This is a genomic window from Sulfurospirillum arcachonense DSM 9755 (genome assembly GCF_000597725.1).
Taxonomy (GTDB): Bacteria; Campylobacterota; Campylobacteria; order Campylobacterales; family Sulfurospirillaceae; genus Sulfurospirillum_A; species Sulfurospirillum_A arcachonense.
On sequence record NZ_JFBL01000001.1, the window covers coordinates 117486 to 134647 of the forward strand.

Here is a 17162-nt window from a genome sequence, read left to right on the forward strand (position 1 = left end):
ATATTAATACTCATATCAAATAAAAGGATAACAATGAGCTCTACAATTAAAATCAACACTAACTCTTCAAATGAAGGGAGTATCAAAGTTGCTTTTGCTACAAATGACAATGAAAACATAGACGCTCATTTTGGAAGCGCTAAACAATTTAATATCTATGAAATATCAGCTCAATCATATGAGCTTTGTGAAATCATAAAAATAGAAGAAAAAGATACAGACAAAACTGTAGGACTACTAAAAGGTATGGATATAGTTTATTTTGTAAATATCGGTGCTGCTGCAGCTGCAAAAATCATAAACTCGGGTATATTTCCTATTAAGTATAAAGAAGTTGTAAGTATTGATGAAGAATTAAACAAACTAGTCAAGATGTTAGGACAAAACCCTCCACCTTTTATTAAAAAAATTCTAGAAAAAAGAGCTGCATAATGAAAAATTTATTTATAGAGACTCTTATCTCACAAGTAAGAGCACTTGACCAATTTGGTACATGGGCAAACAAAAGTGATGAAGAAATACTAACAGAAAAATATGTAAAATCAAAAGAAGACTTGAAAAACATTCCTGTAATCGCTGATATTGATGAGATGCAAACTCAAGACATAAGACTTATATATCAAGCAATTGCTTTGGCATTTGAAAAACAAACGGGAATTATGTGTTCTGTAATTATGGAGATGAGTCATGAAGGATTTGGTCGAGCTGTTGTAATAGCTGACAAAATTGTCATAACAAATAAATTTTTTAAAGATGCTCACCGTTTTTCTTTTAGAACATATGAAAAACTTATTGAAGAAGGCGATAAACTTTTATCTAACGCTATAAAAATTTATGATGAGTATAAAAAATAAAGGGGTAACAAAATGAATATTGGAATATTTTGTGGAACTGCTGGTGGAACTTCGTTAAAAGTAGCTGATGCACTTGCAGAAGCATTTGATGTAGAAGAAGTCATAAATATGGAAGAAGATTTTGATGATATAGACCAACTATTAGAATATGATGTTCTATTTTTAGGTAGTTCTACTTGGGGACAAGGTGATGTTCATCATGAATGGGTAGATCCTCTTTTTGAGATAGACTCAGATGAAATTGATTTTTCAGGTAAAAAAGTAGCATTTTTTGGAGCAGGAGACAGTGTCAAACATGGTGAACACTTCTGTAGTGCTATTGGAAAAATGTATCAAACTTTTTCAAAAGCAGGAGCAACACCAATAGGCTTTATCCCAAAAGATGATTACTCATATGAATTTTCATTGGCTGAAATTGATGATAAATTGTGTGGTCTTGCCATAGATGAACATAATGAATCAGATAAAACTCAAACAAGAATTGAAAACTGGATTGAGACTCTAAAGTCTGAACTATAAGGATATAAAATGAATTCTAAAGAACAATTAAATGACTTTTACAAACTTAGTGATGCTGAAGATTATTTTGATTTTTTCAAACTTGAGTACGATGAAAAACTTGTAAATGTAAAACGTTTTCATATCTTAAGAGAATACGGAAATCTTATAAAAACTGGATTAGAAAACTTAAAAGATCAAGAAGATAAATTACTTGATTTTTTAAAATTTTCTCTATTGCAGGTCTATGGTAACTTTAAAAATGGTTATGCACCAAGTGCTGCAGAAGTTTGGAATATGTTTAAAGATGGAAAAGCAACAGGATGTTTAGGTTGTATCCCATCACCAGGAAATAGTTGTGGTTGTTGATCCAAATACAAAATTGTATGACTCAGTAACAGCAACTAGGTCAGGTCGGGATGAAGATGAGCCTAAATTTAAATTAGGTCAAAAAGTAGAACTATTAGAAAATGTTGTCAATGATGGCACCTATCCTCACTCAAAAATTGGTGAGTTAATGATGGAAAAAGGCTCCACTGGTTACATCAAAGATATGGGCGATTTTTTGCAAGTTATTAGAGTATATGAAGTACATTTTTTTGGTTGTGGAAAAGAAGTTGAAATCATAGGATGTAGAGAGCATGAACTTAAAGCATTAGAAGATGGTGATTTAGCTGATGCAACTGAGGGTGAACTTTTTAAAAAAATTATAGAACAAAAAAGAAAAAATAAATAAAACGGTTACCAAAAACAAATTAAAAGGAGAAAATATGGCAAAAGTTATTTTTATGCATTTTGATGAAAATACAGATGGTATTTACGATGCAAAGATAGGAGAGCCTCTTGTAAGATTGGCTAAGGAAAAAGGAGTACCTGTAAATACTTCAAGTGCTGATAAGTATAAAAGTTGTCTTGTTAGTGTTGAGCATATCGCAGATGAAGAGCCTACAAGCTACATGGAAGATGAAGAATTAGATTTATTGGTTGAGCTTGGTGCTATTAGTGAGGAAGATGCTGAACAGTGCCAACAATACACAATTAGTCCAAAAATTAGAATTGCTCCAATGATGCTTATCAAAGGCGATGTTCTAATAAAACCATATAAAATATAATAAAAGGAATAAAATGACAACTAGAGTAGAAATAGTAAATGATTTTTTAGCTATCAATGTTAAAGAAGGTGCAACAATCCAAGATATCGTTGAAGCAAGTGGTAGTGCTCTTCCTTTTGGATGTAGAGATGGTGAATGTGGTACATGTGTTGTTGAAGTAGTTCAAGGCATGGAATTTTTATCTGACAAAACAGATAAAGAAGTAAAAGTTTTAAAAGAAATCGCTGCAGGAACTTGTACTCCAAACTCACGTCTTTCATGTCAAATGAAAATAGCTAAACCAAATGGAATAGTTAGATTAAAATACTAAAATGAGTATTTTATATACAATCAAGTTCACCCAAACACATTTAAGTTTGGGTAAACTTGAGATATGTTTACAAATATGAATTTACAATATAGGCAAAAACAATCATTACAACTGTCTTTAAAACTTTGGTTACCCTTACTTCAAGCACCATTACATGACCTTGAGCAAATTTTTAAAGAACACAGTTATGATAATCCTTTTTTAGATTGTAAATCCTCTTTTGAATCACACAAAAGCAGTGGTTCATCATATGCTAAAGGAACTGGAGATAAGCAAGGTTTCATAGAAAACACAAATATCAATCAAGAATCTCTCTATGATAAAGTTTCAAATCAACTCGGTGCTCCTCTATTTCCAACCCCAAAATCTCAAAATATTGCAGACGAAATACTTTTTTATATAAATAATGAAGGATATTTTGAAGGTGATATAGAAAAAATAGCGATAAAACACAAGACAACTAATGAATTTGTTGAGAGTATTAGAAAACGATTTGCACATATAGAACCTTGTGGGATAGGTGCTGTAGATTTGCAGGAGTCTTTTTTATTTCAACTTTCAAACTTAGAAGTAGATGAAGATTTATGTAGGTTTACAAAACAATTGATATTAAATATGAAAAAGATTGATAAGTTTCATGAACATCACCTCTTTGAACGAGCAAAAGAGACAATCAAAAAATTTAATTCACCTCCTGCAATTGAATATATGAATGGATCAGAAGCAATAATACCTGATTTTTTTGTCGAAATCGATGATGATATAAAAATAAAGATAAATAGTAATTATTATCCTGATATTGTAGTAACTGACCCTTTTAAAAGTAAAAATATAGAACTAAAAGATAAACTCAAAGAAGCAAGAGATTTGGTTAATCTTCTTGAACTAAGAAAATCAACTCTGTATAAACTTATCTTGATTATTGTGGAAAAACAGATGAGTTTTTTTATAGGGAGTGAGCTTAAACCACTCACAATGGCACAAGTTGCAGATGAACTTGGTTTTGATGAGTCTACAATAAGTAGAGCCGTATCAAACAAATATATCAAATGTAAACGTGGAGTTTTATCTTTAAAATCTCTTTTTACAAATGCTGTCTCTTCAGGAATTTCTTCTGCTGAAATTAAAAGCTACATCTCCAATGTAATCAAAAATGAATCCAATGATAAACCACTTACTGACCAAGATTTAGTAGATATGGTAATGAAAAGATACAACATGAAAATGGTAAGACGTACTATTACGAAGTATAGAAAAATACTAGATATCCCCTCTTCTAAAGAGAGAAAAAAAATATATAGAGTTTCTTAATTTTTAAATCCAAAATAGATACTTATTGATAATGCTAAAACAATAAAAGCCAATTTAAATGAATATGGATATGTCTTAATATTTTTATTTTCTGGCGTATCAATTTCTAAAAGTATTGGTCTTATTTGCATCATTCTCCCTTTAAATTAAATATAACTTTATAGTAATTTTTATTATCTATTTAAAAATATTTCAAAATGTAATGATTTCTTTAAATTCTACGATAATTACATTTTAATAATGAGAATACTTATATAAGAATAAAGATGAAACACTAAGTGTCTCATCTTTATTTGTAATATATACTAATGAAAATCAGTATAAATTATTTTTTGAGAATAAAATTTTTCTCTTTTTTCTTCACGAATAGATATAAACTCTTTTTCAGTAATTTTCTTCATTTTTACTGCCGCTTTATATGTAGGTGTTTTAGAAATTGGATCCATACCACCACTAGTAAGCTCATTTGAATGTCCTTCCCAATAATGAAAATACATTTGTATTACATTTTTTGGAACAACTTCTGTCACAACAATACTAATAGCAACAGAACCATATCTACTATCTACTTGAACAAAATCACCTTCTTCAAGTCCATATTCTTGTGCAGTAATAGGACTTATTTCAATGGAAGATCCATTATGATCAGCTCCATTTTCTAAAGCAAATGATCTTCTTGTCATTGTACCAACAGTATATTGAGAAGCTTTTCTTGTTGTTAAAAGCTCTATTGGATATTCCTCATCAGTATGTTCATCAACTGAACCAGCCATTAAAGGATAATCCGTAGGAAGATTTAATCTATCTGCTAATTTCTTTTCAGCCATAGGAATATCTTCTTTGTTTTTAACAAAAACAACGGGAACAAAGTGTGCCTTCCCATCTGGTGTATAGAATTTTTTATCCATATACATAGAAGGAGTCCCTAGATGTTTTTCATCTGGACAAGGCCAATTAAGCCCACTATGTTCTATAATTCTCTTATAACTCATACCGCCATATCTATCTGGATCTGCTAATCTAACTTCTTCCCAGATATCTTCAGTACATGTATAATCAAATCCTTTAGCACCTAACCTTTTTGCGATTTCACAAGTAATTTGCCAATCTTCTTTTACATCACCTACAGGTTCAACTGCTTTATAGTTCATTTGAACTCTTCTCTCAGCATTTGCATAAAGTCCTTGTTTTTCAGGACCACAAACAGCAGGTAATACAATATCTGCTTTTACTGCTGTTTCAGTTAAATATATGTCTTGAACAATATATAAACCGACATGCGCTATACCTTTTAAAAAGTGATTTGTATTTGGTTCAGAAATAACAGGGTTTTCACCAACTGTATAAAATACCTTTATTTTACCACTTAATATCTCATCTGGAACTTCTGTTTTATGGATACCAACTTTACTATCAAGCTTGCAGTCCCATAATCTTTCTAAATGTTCTCTTGCTTTTTCGTCAGTAACTTGTTTATTATTAGGAAATACGTTAGGTAAAACTCCCATATCACAAGCACCTTGTACATTTTGTTGTCCACGAAGAGGATAATTACCTGCTCCAACAACACCAATATTTCCTGTTATTAAAAACAGATTAGATACTGAAAAAACATTACCAACTCCATGATTAAAATGAGTTACACCCATACCATGAGTAAGTGCTGCTGGTTTAACAGTCGCATATAAATGCGCTGCTTTTTCTAACAATTCTTGAGGAACTCCTGTTAATTCAGAAACATATTTTGGAGTATACTCCTTAACTGCTTCTTTAACATACTCAATTCCCGTTGTATAGTTTGCTATAAACTCATCATCACATAAATTACTCGCTATAATATGATTCAATAATGCATTAATAATAGGGATGTTATGCTCTGGTGGCAGTTGAATATGAACATCTGCTTTTTGAGCCATCTCTGTTTTAATCGGGTCAATTACAATTAATTTTGCACCACGATCTAACGCTCTTTGAATGTGCATCGCTGCAATTGGATGTCCATTTTCAGGATTTGATCCAATCATTAAAATACAATTACTATATTTACCAATTTCTGTAAAACTATTTGTTGCTGCGCCATTACCAATTGTTTTAGCCAGACCGGCTACTGTTGGTGCATGTCAAACGCGAGCACAATGATCTACGTTGTTGGTTCCTATAACTGCTCTCATTAATTTTTGTGCTACATAATTTTCTTCCAAGGTACTTCTTGCTGAAAAATTCCCAACAATTGAATCTGGTCCAAAATTTTCTTTTGCTTCTTTCATTTTTAAAACTACTAAATCAAGAGCTTCATCCCATGATGCTTGAACAAGTTCCCCATCTTTTGAAAACTTGCCATCTTTTTTTCTTATTAAAGGATTAATTAGTCTATCAGTTCCACTAACATAATCAAAACCATACAAACCTTTAAGACACAATTGAGAATCATTTACAGGATGATCTTGTGTACCTTCGGCTTTTACTATCTTATTATTTTCTATGGATAAGTCTATATTACAGCCTGTACCACAATATGGACATATCACTCTTTTTTTCTTCATACCTTTTCCTTTCAAAATTTTAATCTTTTTATTAATATGCATTTTAAGCATATTAATGAGCAAAAAAAACCTCCAGCTAAGGAGGTCTTTTTACTTGTTACTTCATATCTGGTTTGTGCGACATAAATCCAATAATGCCTACAAAAAATACCCCTCCTATAATATTTCCTAATGTAACTGGCAATAAATTTTTCAAAAAGAAGTTTTGAATATTTAGTGCCTCAAGTTTTTCTACTGGTATATGATGAACTAGTTCAGAAAGAGCATGCATATCACCACCAGCTTGTGCTAAATAATGTGCTTTTGCAAATAAACCTTCACTTATAATAAACATATTTGCCACGCAATGTTCATACCCTGAAGCTACGAATGCTCCAACAATAAAAGCAATTGCTAAAATTTTACCTGCTGTATCTTTTGCTGCTATTGCAGCCCAAACTGCCATACAAACAAAAACATTACAAAAAATTCCTCTAATAAATGCTTCTTCAAAACCCAAAGAAGTTTTACCTACACCTAATGCAACAAAATGCTTTAATATCTCACCATCATATTTTAAACCTAAATTTGATTTATAATACATGTATGCAATAATGATTGCCCCAACAAAGTTAAAAATCCATACAATTGCCCAATAAGAAGCCATTTTTCCAAATGGTAATTTTTTGTCATAAGTACTTACCCCTGACATTACAGAACTTGTAAATAAATGGCCACCAAAAAATACAACCATCATTAAACCTACGGAGAAAGCTATCCCTCCTAAAAAGTTTGCAACTCCAGGTGATGAAGCTTTAGCAACGCCTACAGTAGAATGGGCCCAAAAAATATCACCTAATGCGATTGACCCACCTGCCATAATTGATAAAAAAAGAACACTAAGTAAAGGCATTGTTGCCTTATGGTTTAAACCTCCGGATACTGACTGCGCAGTTTCAGCTGGTGATAACATATGTTTACCTTTTAACTAATTTTTTGATTATTATCGAAAATTGAATCTATTTCAAGAAGTTTTACTAAAGCTTTTTGAGCTGTTTCTTCAGCCTCTTTAGAAATTTCTGGATTTATTTCTAGTACTTTTTCGATATCCACATTCAGTCCTAAAAAAAGGACAACTTGACAAAAACTTTTTAAATAACTAAGAAGTATTGGCGTAGGAAGATTATGAGTTGAATACATATAATCTCTATCATCACTAATATCAATCACCTCTACTGTTCCTACTTTAATACCCGTCATTGCATCAGCAACAACCATAACATCTGGTGAATACTCTCTTATCTTGTGAAATTCACTCTCAGGAGTATCTTCTCCATAAAAAACTTTCCATCCACAGTTTTCTTTCTCGATTAGTTTTCCTAAATAAGAAGTAATTCCATCATCACCTCTTAGCGTATTACCGATTACTAATATCGCTTTTTTCATATACTTTTCCTTATCACAATAAAACCTTCTTGTAATTCTAAAAAGTACTCTTTCAATTTGCAATCTGGCATTTGATGAACTAATTTTTCTGCATGTTCAGGAAATACTTCTATCTCAAAATATCTACTTAAATTTCCTAATTTAAACTTAGCATATTCACCACAAGACTCTACAAGTTCAAGATATTCATCTTCTTCAATTTTATCTATACACTCAACAAAATCTACAGTTCCAATACCATGTCCTACTGCCATAGAAAACACTTTAATTTGCTCCAAATGATCTGGTAATTTATTTTCATTTGGATCAACTAATCTTTTTGTTAATCTACATATCTCTATCATTTCATTTCCTAGTTATTACGAATTAATTTATAATTCAATTTGATCCGCAATATTTATCTCTTTAAATTGCTTCATATGAGCCAAATATACGCTATTGTGTATGGTTCTCATACACTCTTTATATCTAGGATCTTTTTCTTCTGAACTTAATCTTTCTATGGTCTTCTTTGTCTTAGCTATATCTTGTATATCTGATGACTCTTTTATAGCCTTGATGTATTTATCAAAAAGTTTTCTACCATAAAGATATCCCATTAACTGTTTTGATTTAGCAAGAACATCTCTTTCAAATAAAAGATTCCCAAAAACTGATTTATCTATTTTTGGAGATTCACTTGAGCCATTATCATGTTCTTTGAATTCTAACTTTTGATCTAAAATACCAAGAGCAGTTGCTAGTCCATGAATAATAGTTGCTGGATGAGGAGGACAACCAGGAATATAGACATCTACTGGAATCACTTTGTCAATTCCTCCCCAAACACTATAGGCATCATGAAAAATACCCCCACTTGATCCACAAGCCCCAATAGCAACAACAACTTTAGGATTAGGGCTTGCTTCGTAAGCTCTTAACAAAGGATAATACATTTGACGAGTTACAGGACCTGAACATACTAAGATATCGGCATGTCTTGGATTTGCTACTAATTTAAATCCAAACCTTTCAGGATCCCACATAGGAGTAATAGCTGCAAATATTTCAATTTCACAACCATTACAAGAACCACAATCCACTCTAAATACGTTAAAACTACCTTTAATATTTTTAAGGTGTCTTAATTTAGCTTCGAGTGTATTCGCTGCAGCTATCTCTTCTGGAACAACATACGTTTTACTCATTTTCTTTTCCTTACAAAATATTGTGTTGAATTTTCAACAGTAATATCTTTCTTGCATTCGGGACATGTATGAATATACTTTGTTTTGTCAGCCAATGTTGCTTCATCCCAACCTACTCTTTTTAAGCGTTCAAGATCATATGCTATTAGCTTTTTAGTTGTAAAAGGTTTATTACATTTTTCACAGTATTCAACCTCAAGACAACCTCTCTCAAGCAAATTTTTTCTATCAAACCTAACAGCAGTTTCAAATTCATCTGAAAGCATAACTGCATTTGTAGGACATACTTCATCACAACGACCGCAATATATACATCTAGCACAATCAAATTCCCAAACTAACTTTGTTTTTTCTTCATTTAATTTAACATTGATTGCATTTGATGGGCAAGCGACCGCACAAGCAGCACACCCTATACATTTTTCATAATCATAAGCTGGTTTACCACGAAAACCCTCAGGAACCACATAAGGTTCAAAAGGATAATTATAAGTAGCATTTCCATATTTACGAGTCATATCTAATAATTTCATTCTCTTATCCTACATATTTTTTAAAGGATGATTCTTTAAAGTCTGTGAATATCTTTTAAGATCCTTATGAGTTAATACTTTAGACTTTTTACTATTGATATCCACAATTGTTACTCTTTCTGTACAAGAATAACAAGGATCAAGTGAACAGACAATCAATGCCGCATCCGCTATAGTGTTACCACGGAATTGGTATCTTAAAGAAGGCCAGTTGTTGTAAGTAGCCGCGCGACAACGCCATCTATATACTTTTTGTGCATTACCATGCATAATCCAATGAATATTTTCTCCACGAGGCGCTTCATCATTTCCTATTGCATATGCTCCTGGTTTAATCATTGTCTGAGGTTTTATAATAGTTTGACCACCAGGCATCATTTCAAAACATTGACGTATAATTGATATTGATTCGAGAAGTTCTTGGTATCTAACACTTTCTCTCGAATACACATCACAACCATGTTCAACTGCAATATTAAATTCCAATTGATTAAAGAAATCATATGGATGATCATGACGTGAATCACGTCCAAAACCTGAGCCTCTCATATTTGGTCCAACTGGTGAAAAATCTCTTGCAACTTGACGATCCAAGATACCAACACCTTTCCAACGATTGATTTGTGCTTTATCATCCATAACAGCATCCCAAACTTCTATGAGTTGCTTTTCAATGGTGACTAAAAGTTCTAAACTTTTTTTAATTTCTGTTCCACTCATATCTCTACGTAATCCACCCATAACAACATTACCATATGTCTTACGACCACCAGTAACTAACTGAGCTAATTCCATAGTAAATTCACGAATTCTAAATATATGCATAAATGCATTTACATTACCTGTTACTTCACAAGCTAAACCTATATTTAATAGATGAGAATGTAATCTTTCTATTTCCAAACAAATTACTCTCATTGCTTGTGCTCTTAAAGGTACTTCAATACCTACTGCCTTTTCAGCAGCTTCAATACAACCAATAGCATGTGCATATCCACAAATACCACAAACTCTCTCAGCCAAATAGCCCATCTGATCATAGTTCATTCTATTTTCTGCAAGTTTTTCCATACCACGATGTTGATAAAATAGTCTAAAATCGGCATCAATGATAGTATCACCATCACAATATAATCTAAAATGTCCAGGCTCATCACTTGTTATATGAAGAGGTCCTAAAGGAACATCTACAACTCCTGATCCATTTGGTTCTAAAAATTTATAATCAGGCTCATCCCTATGATCCACGGGATCAGGACGATGTCTATAATCCATAGCATCTTTTTTTAATGGAAATAAATCTTTTGGCCAATCATCTGAAACTACAAGTCTTCTTGGATCTGGCAGACCAACTGCTGTTAAACCAAACATATCATACGCTTCACGTTCGTACCAAACGGCTGCTGGAACTTTACATGTAACAGATGGAAAAGTTGGATCATTCGCTGGAATATATGTTTTAACTGTTATCCAACATTTTTGCTCTTGAGGAAGTTCATCCTCTATAGTCATCTTTCCGCCTTCCATAGATAAGACATAATAAAGAGCATAATTACCATTTAATTGTCTTTCATCATTGGGAATCATACTTGATAACCAACCACCCATGTCATAGTAAAGCATTCTAACTGCTTCAGGAAGATCATTTCTATCTACCGTGATAGTCACTTGATCTTCTGTTTGTCTTTCTATGTTATGTACAGTTATTTTTTCTTTAACTTTACTTATAAAATTATCGCCTTTTTTCATCATTAATCCTTATACACCGGTTATTATTTTTACTGCATTATTTAGTAGAGTTACCCAACCATCAACAGAAAATATACCAAAAATAATTATTAGAGCAGCAAGACCTATTAAAGGTAAATTTGCACTCCATTCAATTTTACTAGTTAATATTTTTGTTTTACTTTCACCAAAAGTTGCTAAATTAAAGTGAGAAAAGTCAGCAATAAAAATAACTATCAATCCTATAATAAATAAAACTACAGGAAGAAAAATCCCTGTATTAATTGACTCTTGAACAATTAAAAATTCACTTACAAAAATAGCAAATCCAGGAACACCTACTAAAGAACAAATAGCAATACCAAAAAGAATTGCTGTAATAGGTGCTATTTTAATAAGTCCACCCATTTTTGTCATATCTCTTGTTCCATAAATTTTGACCATATTTCCTGTTACACAAAATGCTAATGCTTTTGTTACTGAGTGAGCTAAAGCATGAAAAAGTGCTGCAAATAATCCTAAGAAACCACCAACACCAAGACCAAAAGCAATAACACCCATGTGTGCTATTGAGTGATAAGCAAACATTCTTTTTACATCATGTTGTCTTATTAGAAATAGTGCTGCAATAAATATAGTCACCAATCCACTAATTATCATTATTGATTGAACATACTCAAAACCAACCATAGAATTACCAACAACTGCGTAATATCTGATAAGTCCTAAGATTGCACATTTAAGTAAAATACCTGAAAGCATTGCTGAAGCAGGAGCTGGTCCTTCTGAATGCACATCTGGTAACCAAGTATGAGTTGGAGCAAGTCCTGCTTTTGTACCAAACCCAATTAATGCAAATACAAAAATGAGTTTTAATACATCTGGATTAATTTCTTTTGCATGAGCCATTAAAGTAGTCCAAAGCATTATGCTATGGCTATCATTAATTACAGAAAATCCTGCACTATAAAGTAAAACCGTTGCATAAAGAGCAAAAGCTAAACCAATACTACAAATTACGATATATTTCCAACCACTCTCAGTTGATTTTTTACCTTTATGAACTGCTACCATAAATACTGATGAGAGTGTAGTTGCTTCAATAGCTACCCACATAAGCGCAATATTATTAGCAATTACTGAAAAGGTCATCGTAAAAACAAATAGATGTGAAAGAGCAAAAAATAATTTCGCATCTTTTAAAGTGATTTCATTTTTTTCTATTTCCCATTGCATATACTTCACAGAATATAAGTTTACTAATAATCCTGTAATGCCAATAAGAGATAAAAATACTCCACCTAAAGAATCCAAAAACAACATTTGGTCATAAGCAAATAAAACCTTTCCATCAATAACACTTAAAACTGCTTTCATAGCAATCAAAGTTGATACAATAGAACCTATTACATGTACAGTACTGAGTACTTTAAAGTTTGTTGGCATTAGCCATATCACTATTGATGCAACAATAGGCACAATCAATAATAATGTTAATAATTGTTGAATATCCATCTATTACCCTTTCAACTCTGTTGCTTTAGAAACATCTAAAGAAGCAAAATATTTATAAAATCTTTGAGCTAAAACAGACATAATTAGTACCGCAAATATAGCATCTGTTAATATACCTAACTCTGCAATTTCTGGTGAATTATATGCCATAAGTGCTAGAGAAAGATGTATGCCATTTTCAAACATACAATAAGCTAAAATTTGCTTAATTGCAGAATTTCTTAATATAAAACCAAATATACCCATCATAAAAATAGTAATTGAAGCAATCAACGGTATACTCTCTTTAATTAAAGAAAACTCTAAATAAGTAGGATAAATAGACATAGCAATTGCTAAAGAAAATGCCATAGCAATTATAGGACTTACAAAAAATCCAGCTACTGGTTCATCTTCATAAACAACACCTAACTTCTTTATCAAACGAAGTAAAATATATGGTATAAAAATCACTTTTGTTACAAATGCAATTCCTGCCCAAACTGTAAGTTGTTCAGCTAAATGACTTGATGATAACAATAAAAATATTCCAACTAATAAAAAAGTTTGAAGGGAGTATACATAAATAGATATTTTGTAATTTCTCAATCCAAATACTAACAAAGAAGTAATTATCATAGCTATCGATAATACACTTAATAAATCAATCATCCTAAACTCCTACAACGTATAAAACAAGAGATATAAACGAAATACCTAATGCTGCTAATGCATTAGATTTAAAACTAGTCAATAGTTTATATCTTGGTCCAAAATTATCTATAAATACTGCAGCAACATAAAAGATTCCTGCTTTTAGTATAAATACAATCAAGGCTAAAAATGGATTTTCAAAACTCCATGGCTCAAAAATACTTAAGAACATGCCTATCATGGCAAATTGTTTAAGTATAAGACCTGCATGTGCAAGACCAAAATCTGCTCCACAATATTCACCTAAAACACCCTCTTGTAACTCTTGTTCTGCTTCTGCTAAATCATATGGATTTCTACCGCTTTCTACATACATAGCCCATAGAAAAGATATTGAAGCAACAGCAAATGCAGGCATTTGATAACCAATTTCACCATGTCTTACCATTTCTTGAATTTCTGCTATATTACTCGTTTGTGCTAAAAGCATTACAACTAATAAACTTGTCATCATTACTGGTTCAACAAAAACACCAATCATTTGTTCACGACTACCACCAACACCAGCATAAGGATTACCTGAATCAATAGATGCTGCACCAAATATAAAACGTAACATTGCTCCAATATAAATAACTACAAATACATCAGAAGCATAGGCAGCTAAAGTTCCTGATCCATAACTTATAGGTATAACAGCTAAAAGTGCTGCACCTGCTCCAAAAAGAGTATATGGTCCATAACGAAATACCCAATGTGAACACTTAGGAACAGTTTTTTCTCTTTTTGAGAGTTTAATAATATCTCTATACGTTTGCAAAAAGTCAGGAGGACCTTTACGTGATTGTAATCTTGCTCTTAAAACTCTTGCAACACCATCAAAGAAAGGTGCTACAAGTACAATAGCAATGACTTGAAAAATCATAAAAAACATACTACTCATCATTCAACCTTTCTATAAAATATGACTTATGCCAAGAAAAAGACATAAAGTTGCTAAGATATATGCACAATACATATTTGTACTACCATTTTGTAGATATCCAATTTTATCTGCAGAGTATTCAACTAGATTAATTACTGGTTGATAAAAAATATCCCACCAAATATCTTTTGGATGATTTGTATACTTCACTGGTTTAAAATAACCATCTGTTTCAACGGTAGATTTACTTCTAAATAACCACTCCATTACTTTTCTAAGATCTCCAGTAAATGGCCCTGCTGTCATTTGCATACGTTGGTTATATTTAAAACCACAAGCCCATGGATCAGTTTCGATTGGTTTAGTTTTATCTGCTTTCATAGCAACTATAATTACAAATGGTAATGCCAATGCACCTATTAAAACCACACTAATTAATGGCATAGATATGCTTGAGCCAAGAGGTGAAGTAATTACTGTATTAGCTTGTATTGCATAAGGATCACTAAAAGATGTTACAACTGTCATGATGTTTTCAACAACAACATTTGCTCCAAGTCCAAAAGCAACACAACCAAAAACAAGAATCAACATCCCTAAAACCATAGATAGTGGTGCTTCTTTTGCTTTTTCATAAATTTTCATATCTCTTGGTGTACCACCAAAAATAACACTATAAACTTTTACAAAACACATAACCGCTAAAGCTCCAGTAAGAGCAAGAGCAATAATAGAAAGTGTGAAAACAGCTCTAGAGCTTATTCCATGACCAATTGCGCCTTGAATCATTGCTTGATACGTTACCCATTCACTTACAAAACCATTTAGTGGAGGAAGTGCTGTAATAGCCATTGAGCCGACTAAAAATGAGAAAGCTGTAATAGGCATTTTTTTCGCTAATCCACCTAAAGCTTCTATATCTTTTGTATGAGTTCTAAAAAGTATGCTCCCAGCACCTAAAAAAAGTAGTCCTTTAAAAGTAGCATGATTTAGTATGTGATACAATCCTGCTAAAAATCCTATAGAAGCCAATGTTGGTGAATGTGTTGCAATACCATATACACCTGTTCCAAGACCTAATAAAATAATACCTATATTTTCAACTGAGTGATATGCTAATAATGCTTTATAATCATGCTGAGTAAGTGCGTACAATACGCCAAGTAATGCTGATAATGCACCTATTATTATCATAAGTAATCCCCACCATTCCATAACTGGTAACCACAAGCAAAACCTAATAATTCCAAATAGTGCTACTTTAATCATAACACCACTCATTAAAGCAGATACATTTGTTGGAGCTGCTGGATGCGCTTTTGGTAACCATACATGAAATGGAAACATTCCTGCTTTTGAACCAAATCCAATAAATGCCAATAAAAATATAATACTCCCCATGACAGGAGTCATACTTATAGAAGCAAATGAGCTAAACTCTAATGAACCTGATTGGTTAGCTAGAAGTAAAAATGCTCCTAAAATACACATACCACCAAAATGAGCAATACCTAAATAAATCATAATTGCTTTTAAAGAAGCTTTTGAATCATTAAAACAAATTAAAAATGCAGAAATAATAGTCATTATCTCCCAACATATCATAAACCAAAATACATCAGAAGCTGACAATACAAATAACATTGCCAAGATAAAGGAATTAAATAAAGCAGCCATAACTGCTAAACTCCCTTTCTTCTCATATTCTTCTGTATATTGGATAGCATAAATAGAAGAGGCAAAAGCTATCAAAGTCACAACAAATGAAAAGAAATTTCCTAAAGGATCTAAAGAAAATGTTGGGTTATATAATAAATTCTTCCCTAGAGTAAAACTTTCAGTTCCACCTAAATTCATTAAAAAATAGAAAATACCATAACCTGATGCAATAGCTGATATACTAAAACCAACCTTTGCAGCAATTTTATTTTGTTTATATAATAATAATGAAACAACACAACCTAGTAAGTATAATAAATATACGTGTGTCATTAATAATCCTTTCTTATTTTAAATATTTTTGAGTGCAACATGAACAAATGATTCAACAGCAGCTTCTGCTTTTTGACTCATCAATGTATAATTGATATTTTGTGAGTCAACAAATAATAATGCCCCTGTAGGACACACTTCAACACAAGATGGTCCTTCTTCTCTACCAGAACATAAATCACACTTAACAGCAATACTTTTTGCACCTATTTGTGATTCTATTCCTAAGTTATATTTTGGTTCCATTGTATAATTCACAGAAGGCATTATTTCTGCTTCTGATCTAATAGCACCAAATGGACAGGCAAGTGTACACATCTTACAGCCTATACAAATTTCTTCATGTAATTCAATATTGTCATTTGAAAACTCTAAAGCTCCAACTGGACAAACATTTGCACAAGGAGCATCATCACACTGACGACATTGATTTGGCATAGTGCCACTTTTACTCCTAGTTACAATTAGACGAGGAACCGCCAACTTACCTCTTGCATGTGACGACTCATAACAAGCCGCCATACATGTTGCACAACCAATACAAACATTTGGATCTGCAATAACAAATTTATTTACTCTTTTAGGTAAATTCATAA

21 protein-coding genes are annotated in these 17162 nt (G+C 32.0%); 8 read left to right on the forward strand and 13 right to left on the reverse strand.

Annotation, left to right across the window (positions count from 1 at the left end):
* The first annotated feature begins 33 nt into the window (after positions 1–33).
* The 8 genes from nifX to rpoN all read left to right on the forward strand — a co-directional run bounded on the left by nifX (position 34) and on the right by rpoN (position 4085).
* On the forward strand, positions 34–432 hold the full coding sequence (gene nifX / locus K354_RS0100595) for a nitrogen fixation protein NifX (RefSeq protein WP_051505369.1): 399 nt from the start codon (positions 34–36) through the stop codon (positions 430–432).
* Complete coding sequence (locus K354_RS0100600) at positions 432–854, forward strand: NifX-associated nitrogen fixation protein (RefSeq protein WP_037939946.1); 423 nt, start codon at positions 432–434, stop codon at positions 852–854. Before nifX ends, K354_RS0100600 begins: the two co-directional genes overlap by 1 nt.
* Positions 855–866: 12 nt before the next feature.
* On the forward strand, positions 867–1373 hold the full coding sequence (locus K354_RS0100605; RefSeq protein WP_024953575.1) for a flavodoxin domain-containing protein: 507 nt from the start codon (positions 867–869) through the stop codon (positions 1371–1373).
* Between the two features lie 9 nt (positions 1374–1382).
* Complete coding sequence (locus tag K354_RS0100610; RefSeq protein ID WP_024953576.1) at positions 1383–1721, forward strand: nitrogenase-stabilizing/protective protein NifW; 339 nt, start codon at positions 1383–1385, stop codon at positions 1719–1721.
* Positions 1711–2088, forward strand: a complete 378-nt coding sequence (locus K354_RS0100615; protein ID WP_024953577.1) for a nitrogen fixation protein NifZ — start codon at positions 1711–1713, stop codon at positions 2086–2088. The genes K354_RS0100610 and K354_RS0100615 overlap by 11 nt, the downstream gene beginning before the upstream one ends.
* Positions 2089–2122: 34 nt before the next feature.
* Positions 2123–2464 (forward strand): hypothetical protein, encoded by a 342-nt coding sequence (locus K354_RS0100620; protein ID WP_024953578.1) that lies wholly within the window; start codon positions 2123–2125, stop codon positions 2462–2464.
* Positions 2465–2477: 13 nt separating this feature from the next.
* Positions 2478–2774: a 2Fe-2S iron-sulfur cluster-binding protein gene (locus K354_RS0100625; protein ID WP_024953579.1), complete on the forward strand. Its 297-nt coding sequence runs from the start codon at positions 2478–2480 to the stop codon at positions 2772–2774.
* A 63-nt stretch (positions 2775–2837) separates the two neighbouring features.
* Entirely contained in the window at positions 2838–4085 is a 1248-nt protein-coding gene (gene rpoN, locus K354_RS0100630) for an RNA polymerase factor sigma-54 (RefSeq protein ID WP_024953580.1), read from the forward strand.
* Here the strand turns inward: rpoN and K354_RS15305 are convergent.
* The 13 genes from K354_RS15305 to K354_RS0100700 all read right to left on the reverse strand — a co-directional run bounded on the left by K354_RS15305 (position 4082) and on the right by K354_RS0100700 (position 17160).
* Positions 4082–4216: a hypothetical protein gene (locus tag K354_RS15305; protein ID WP_281169379.1), complete on the reverse strand. Its 135-nt coding sequence runs from the start codon at positions 4214–4216 to the stop codon at positions 4082–4084. The two genes, rpoN and K354_RS15305, sit on opposite strands and share 4 nt — an antisense overlap.
* Before the next feature lie 174 nt (positions 4217–4390).
* Positions 4391–6628, reverse strand: a complete 2238-nt coding sequence (locus tag K354_RS0100640; protein WP_084607288.1) for a molybdopterin oxidoreductase family protein — start codon at positions 6626–6628, stop codon at positions 4391–4393.
* 97 nt (positions 6629–6725) lie between these two features.
* A complete protein-coding gene (locus tag K354_RS0100650) occupies positions 6726–7580 on the reverse strand; it encodes a formate/nitrite transporter family protein (RefSeq protein WP_024953583.1) in 855 nt (284 codons plus the stop codon).
* An 11-nt stretch (positions 7581–7591) separates the two neighbouring features.
* The gene (locus tag K354_RS0100655) at positions 7592–8053 is read right to left on the reverse strand and encodes a hydrogenase maturation protease (protein ID WP_024953584.1); all 462 of its coding nucleotides are present in this window, start codon (positions 8051–8053) and stop codon (positions 7592–7594) included.
* Positions 8050–8397 carry a formate hydrogenlyase maturation HycH family protein gene (locus tag K354_RS0100660; protein ID WP_024953585.1) on the reverse strand — a complete coding sequence of 116 codons (348 nt, stop codon included), beginning with the start codon at positions 8395–8397 and terminating at the stop codon, positions 8050–8052. Before K354_RS0100660 ends, K354_RS0100655 begins: the two co-directional genes overlap by 4 nt.
* Before the next feature lie 27 nt (positions 8398–8424).
* Positions 8425–9240, reverse strand: coding sequence for an NADH-quinone oxidoreductase subunit B family protein (locus tag K354_RS0100665; protein WP_024953586.1), 816 nt, complete (start codon positions 9238–9240; stop codon positions 8425–8427).
* On the reverse strand, positions 9237–9773 hold the full coding sequence (locus K354_RS0100670) for a formate hydrogenlyase complex iron-sulfur subunit (RefSeq protein WP_024953587.1): 537 nt from the start codon (positions 9771–9773) through the stop codon (positions 9237–9239). Before K354_RS0100670 ends, K354_RS0100665 begins: the two co-directional genes overlap by 4 nt.
* A 9-nt stretch (positions 9774–9782) precedes the next feature.
* Entirely contained in the window at positions 9783–11522 is a 1740-nt protein-coding gene (locus K354_RS0100675) for a hydrogenase large subunit (RefSeq protein ID WP_024953588.1), read from the reverse strand.
* 9 nt (positions 11523–11531) lie between these two features.
* Positions 11532–13016 carry a hydrogenase 4 subunit F gene (locus K354_RS0100680; RefSeq protein ID WP_024953589.1) on the reverse strand — a complete coding sequence of 495 codons (1485 nt, stop codon included), beginning with the start codon at positions 13014–13016 and terminating at the stop codon, positions 11532–11534.
* A 3-nt stretch (positions 13017–13019) separates the two neighbouring features.
* Complete coding sequence (hyfE, locus tag K354_RS0100685) at positions 13020–13667, reverse strand: hydrogenase 4 membrane subunit (protein WP_024953590.1); 648 nt, start codon at positions 13665–13667, stop codon at positions 13020–13022.
* A gap of 1 nt (position 13668) precedes the next feature.
* Entirely contained in the window at positions 13669–14592 is a 924-nt protein-coding gene (locus K354_RS0100690) for a respiratory chain complex I subunit 1 family protein (protein ID WP_024953591.1), read from the reverse strand.
* Between the two features lie 12 nt (positions 14593–14604).
* Positions 14605–16566, reverse strand: coding sequence for a proton-conducting transporter transmembrane domain-containing protein (locus tag K354_RS0100695; protein ID WP_024953592.1), 1962 nt, complete (start codon positions 16564–16566; stop codon positions 14605–14607).
* A gap of 18 nt (positions 16567–16584) precedes the next feature.
* Entirely contained in the window at positions 16585–17160 is a 576-nt protein-coding gene (locus tag K354_RS0100700; RefSeq protein WP_024953593.1) for a 4Fe-4S dicluster domain-containing protein, read from the reverse strand.
* Positions 17161–17162 lie beyond the last annotated feature (2 nt).

Coding starts and splice junctions, on each gene's coding strand:
- nifX (WP_051505369.1), top strand. CDS start 34: ATGAGCTCTACAATTAAAATCAACACTAACTCTTCAAATGAAGGGAGT.
- K354_RS0100600 (WP_037939946.1), top strand. CDS start 432: ATGAAAAATTTATTTATAGAGACTCTTATCTCACAAGTAAGAGCACTT.
- K354_RS0100605 (WP_024953575.1), top strand. CDS start 867: ATGAATATTGGAATATTTTGTGGAACTGCTGGTGGAACTTCGTTAAAA.
- K354_RS0100610 (WP_024953576.1), top strand. CDS start 1,383: ATGAATTCTAAAGAACAATTAAATGACTTTTACAAACTTAGTGATGCT.
- K354_RS0100620 (WP_024953578.1), top strand. CDS start 2,123: ATGGCAAAAGTTATTTTTATGCATTTTGATGAAAATACAGATGGTATT.
- K354_RS0100625 (WP_024953579.1), top strand. CDS start 2,478: ATGACAACTAGAGTAGAAATAGTAAATGATTTTTTAGCTATCAATGTT.
- rpoN (WP_024953580.1), top strand. CDS start 2,838: ATGTTTACAAATATGAATTTACAATATAGGCAAAAACAATCATTACAA.
- K354_RS15305 (WP_281169379.1), bottom strand. CDS start 4,216: ATGCAAATAAGACCAATACTTTTAGAAATTGATACGCCAGAAAATAAA.
- K354_RS0100650 (WP_024953583.1), bottom strand. CDS start 7,580: ATGTTATCACCAGCTGAAACTGCGCAGTCAGTATCCGGAGGTTTAAAC.
- K354_RS0100655 (WP_024953584.1), bottom strand. CDS start 8,053: ATGAAAAAAGCGATATTAGTAATCGGTAATACGCTAAGAGGTGATGAT.
- K354_RS0100660 (WP_024953585.1), bottom strand. CDS start 8,397: ATGATAGAGATATGTAGATTAACAAAAAGATTAGTTGATCCAAATGAA.
- K354_RS0100665 (WP_024953586.1), bottom strand. CDS start 9,240: ATGAGTAAAACGTATGTTGTTCCAGAAGAGATAGCTGCAGCGAATACA.
- K354_RS0100670 (WP_024953587.1), bottom strand. CDS start 9,773: ATGAAATTATTAGATATGACTCGTAAATATGGAAATGCTACTTATAAT.
- K354_RS0100675 (WP_024953588.1), bottom strand. CDS start 11,522: ATGAAAAAAGGCGATAATTTTATAAGTAAAGTTAAAGAAAAAATAACT.
- K354_RS0100680 (WP_024953589.1), bottom strand. CDS start 13,016: ATGGATATTCAACAATTATTAACATTATTATTGATTGTGCCTATTGTT.
- hyfE (WP_024953590.1), bottom strand. CDS start 13,667: ATGATTGATTTATTAAGTGTATTATCGATAGCTATGATAATTACTTCT.
- K354_RS0100690 (WP_024953591.1), bottom strand. CDS start 14,592: ATGAGTAGTATGTTTTTTATGATTTTTCAAGTCATTGCTATTGTACTT.
- K354_RS0100695 (WP_024953592.1), bottom strand. CDS start 16,566: ATGACACACGTATATTTATTATACTTACTAGGTTGTGTTGTTTCATTA.
- K354_RS0100700 (WP_024953593.1), bottom strand. CDS start 17,160: ATGAATTTACCTAAAAGAGTAAATAAATTTGTTATTGCAGATCCAAAT.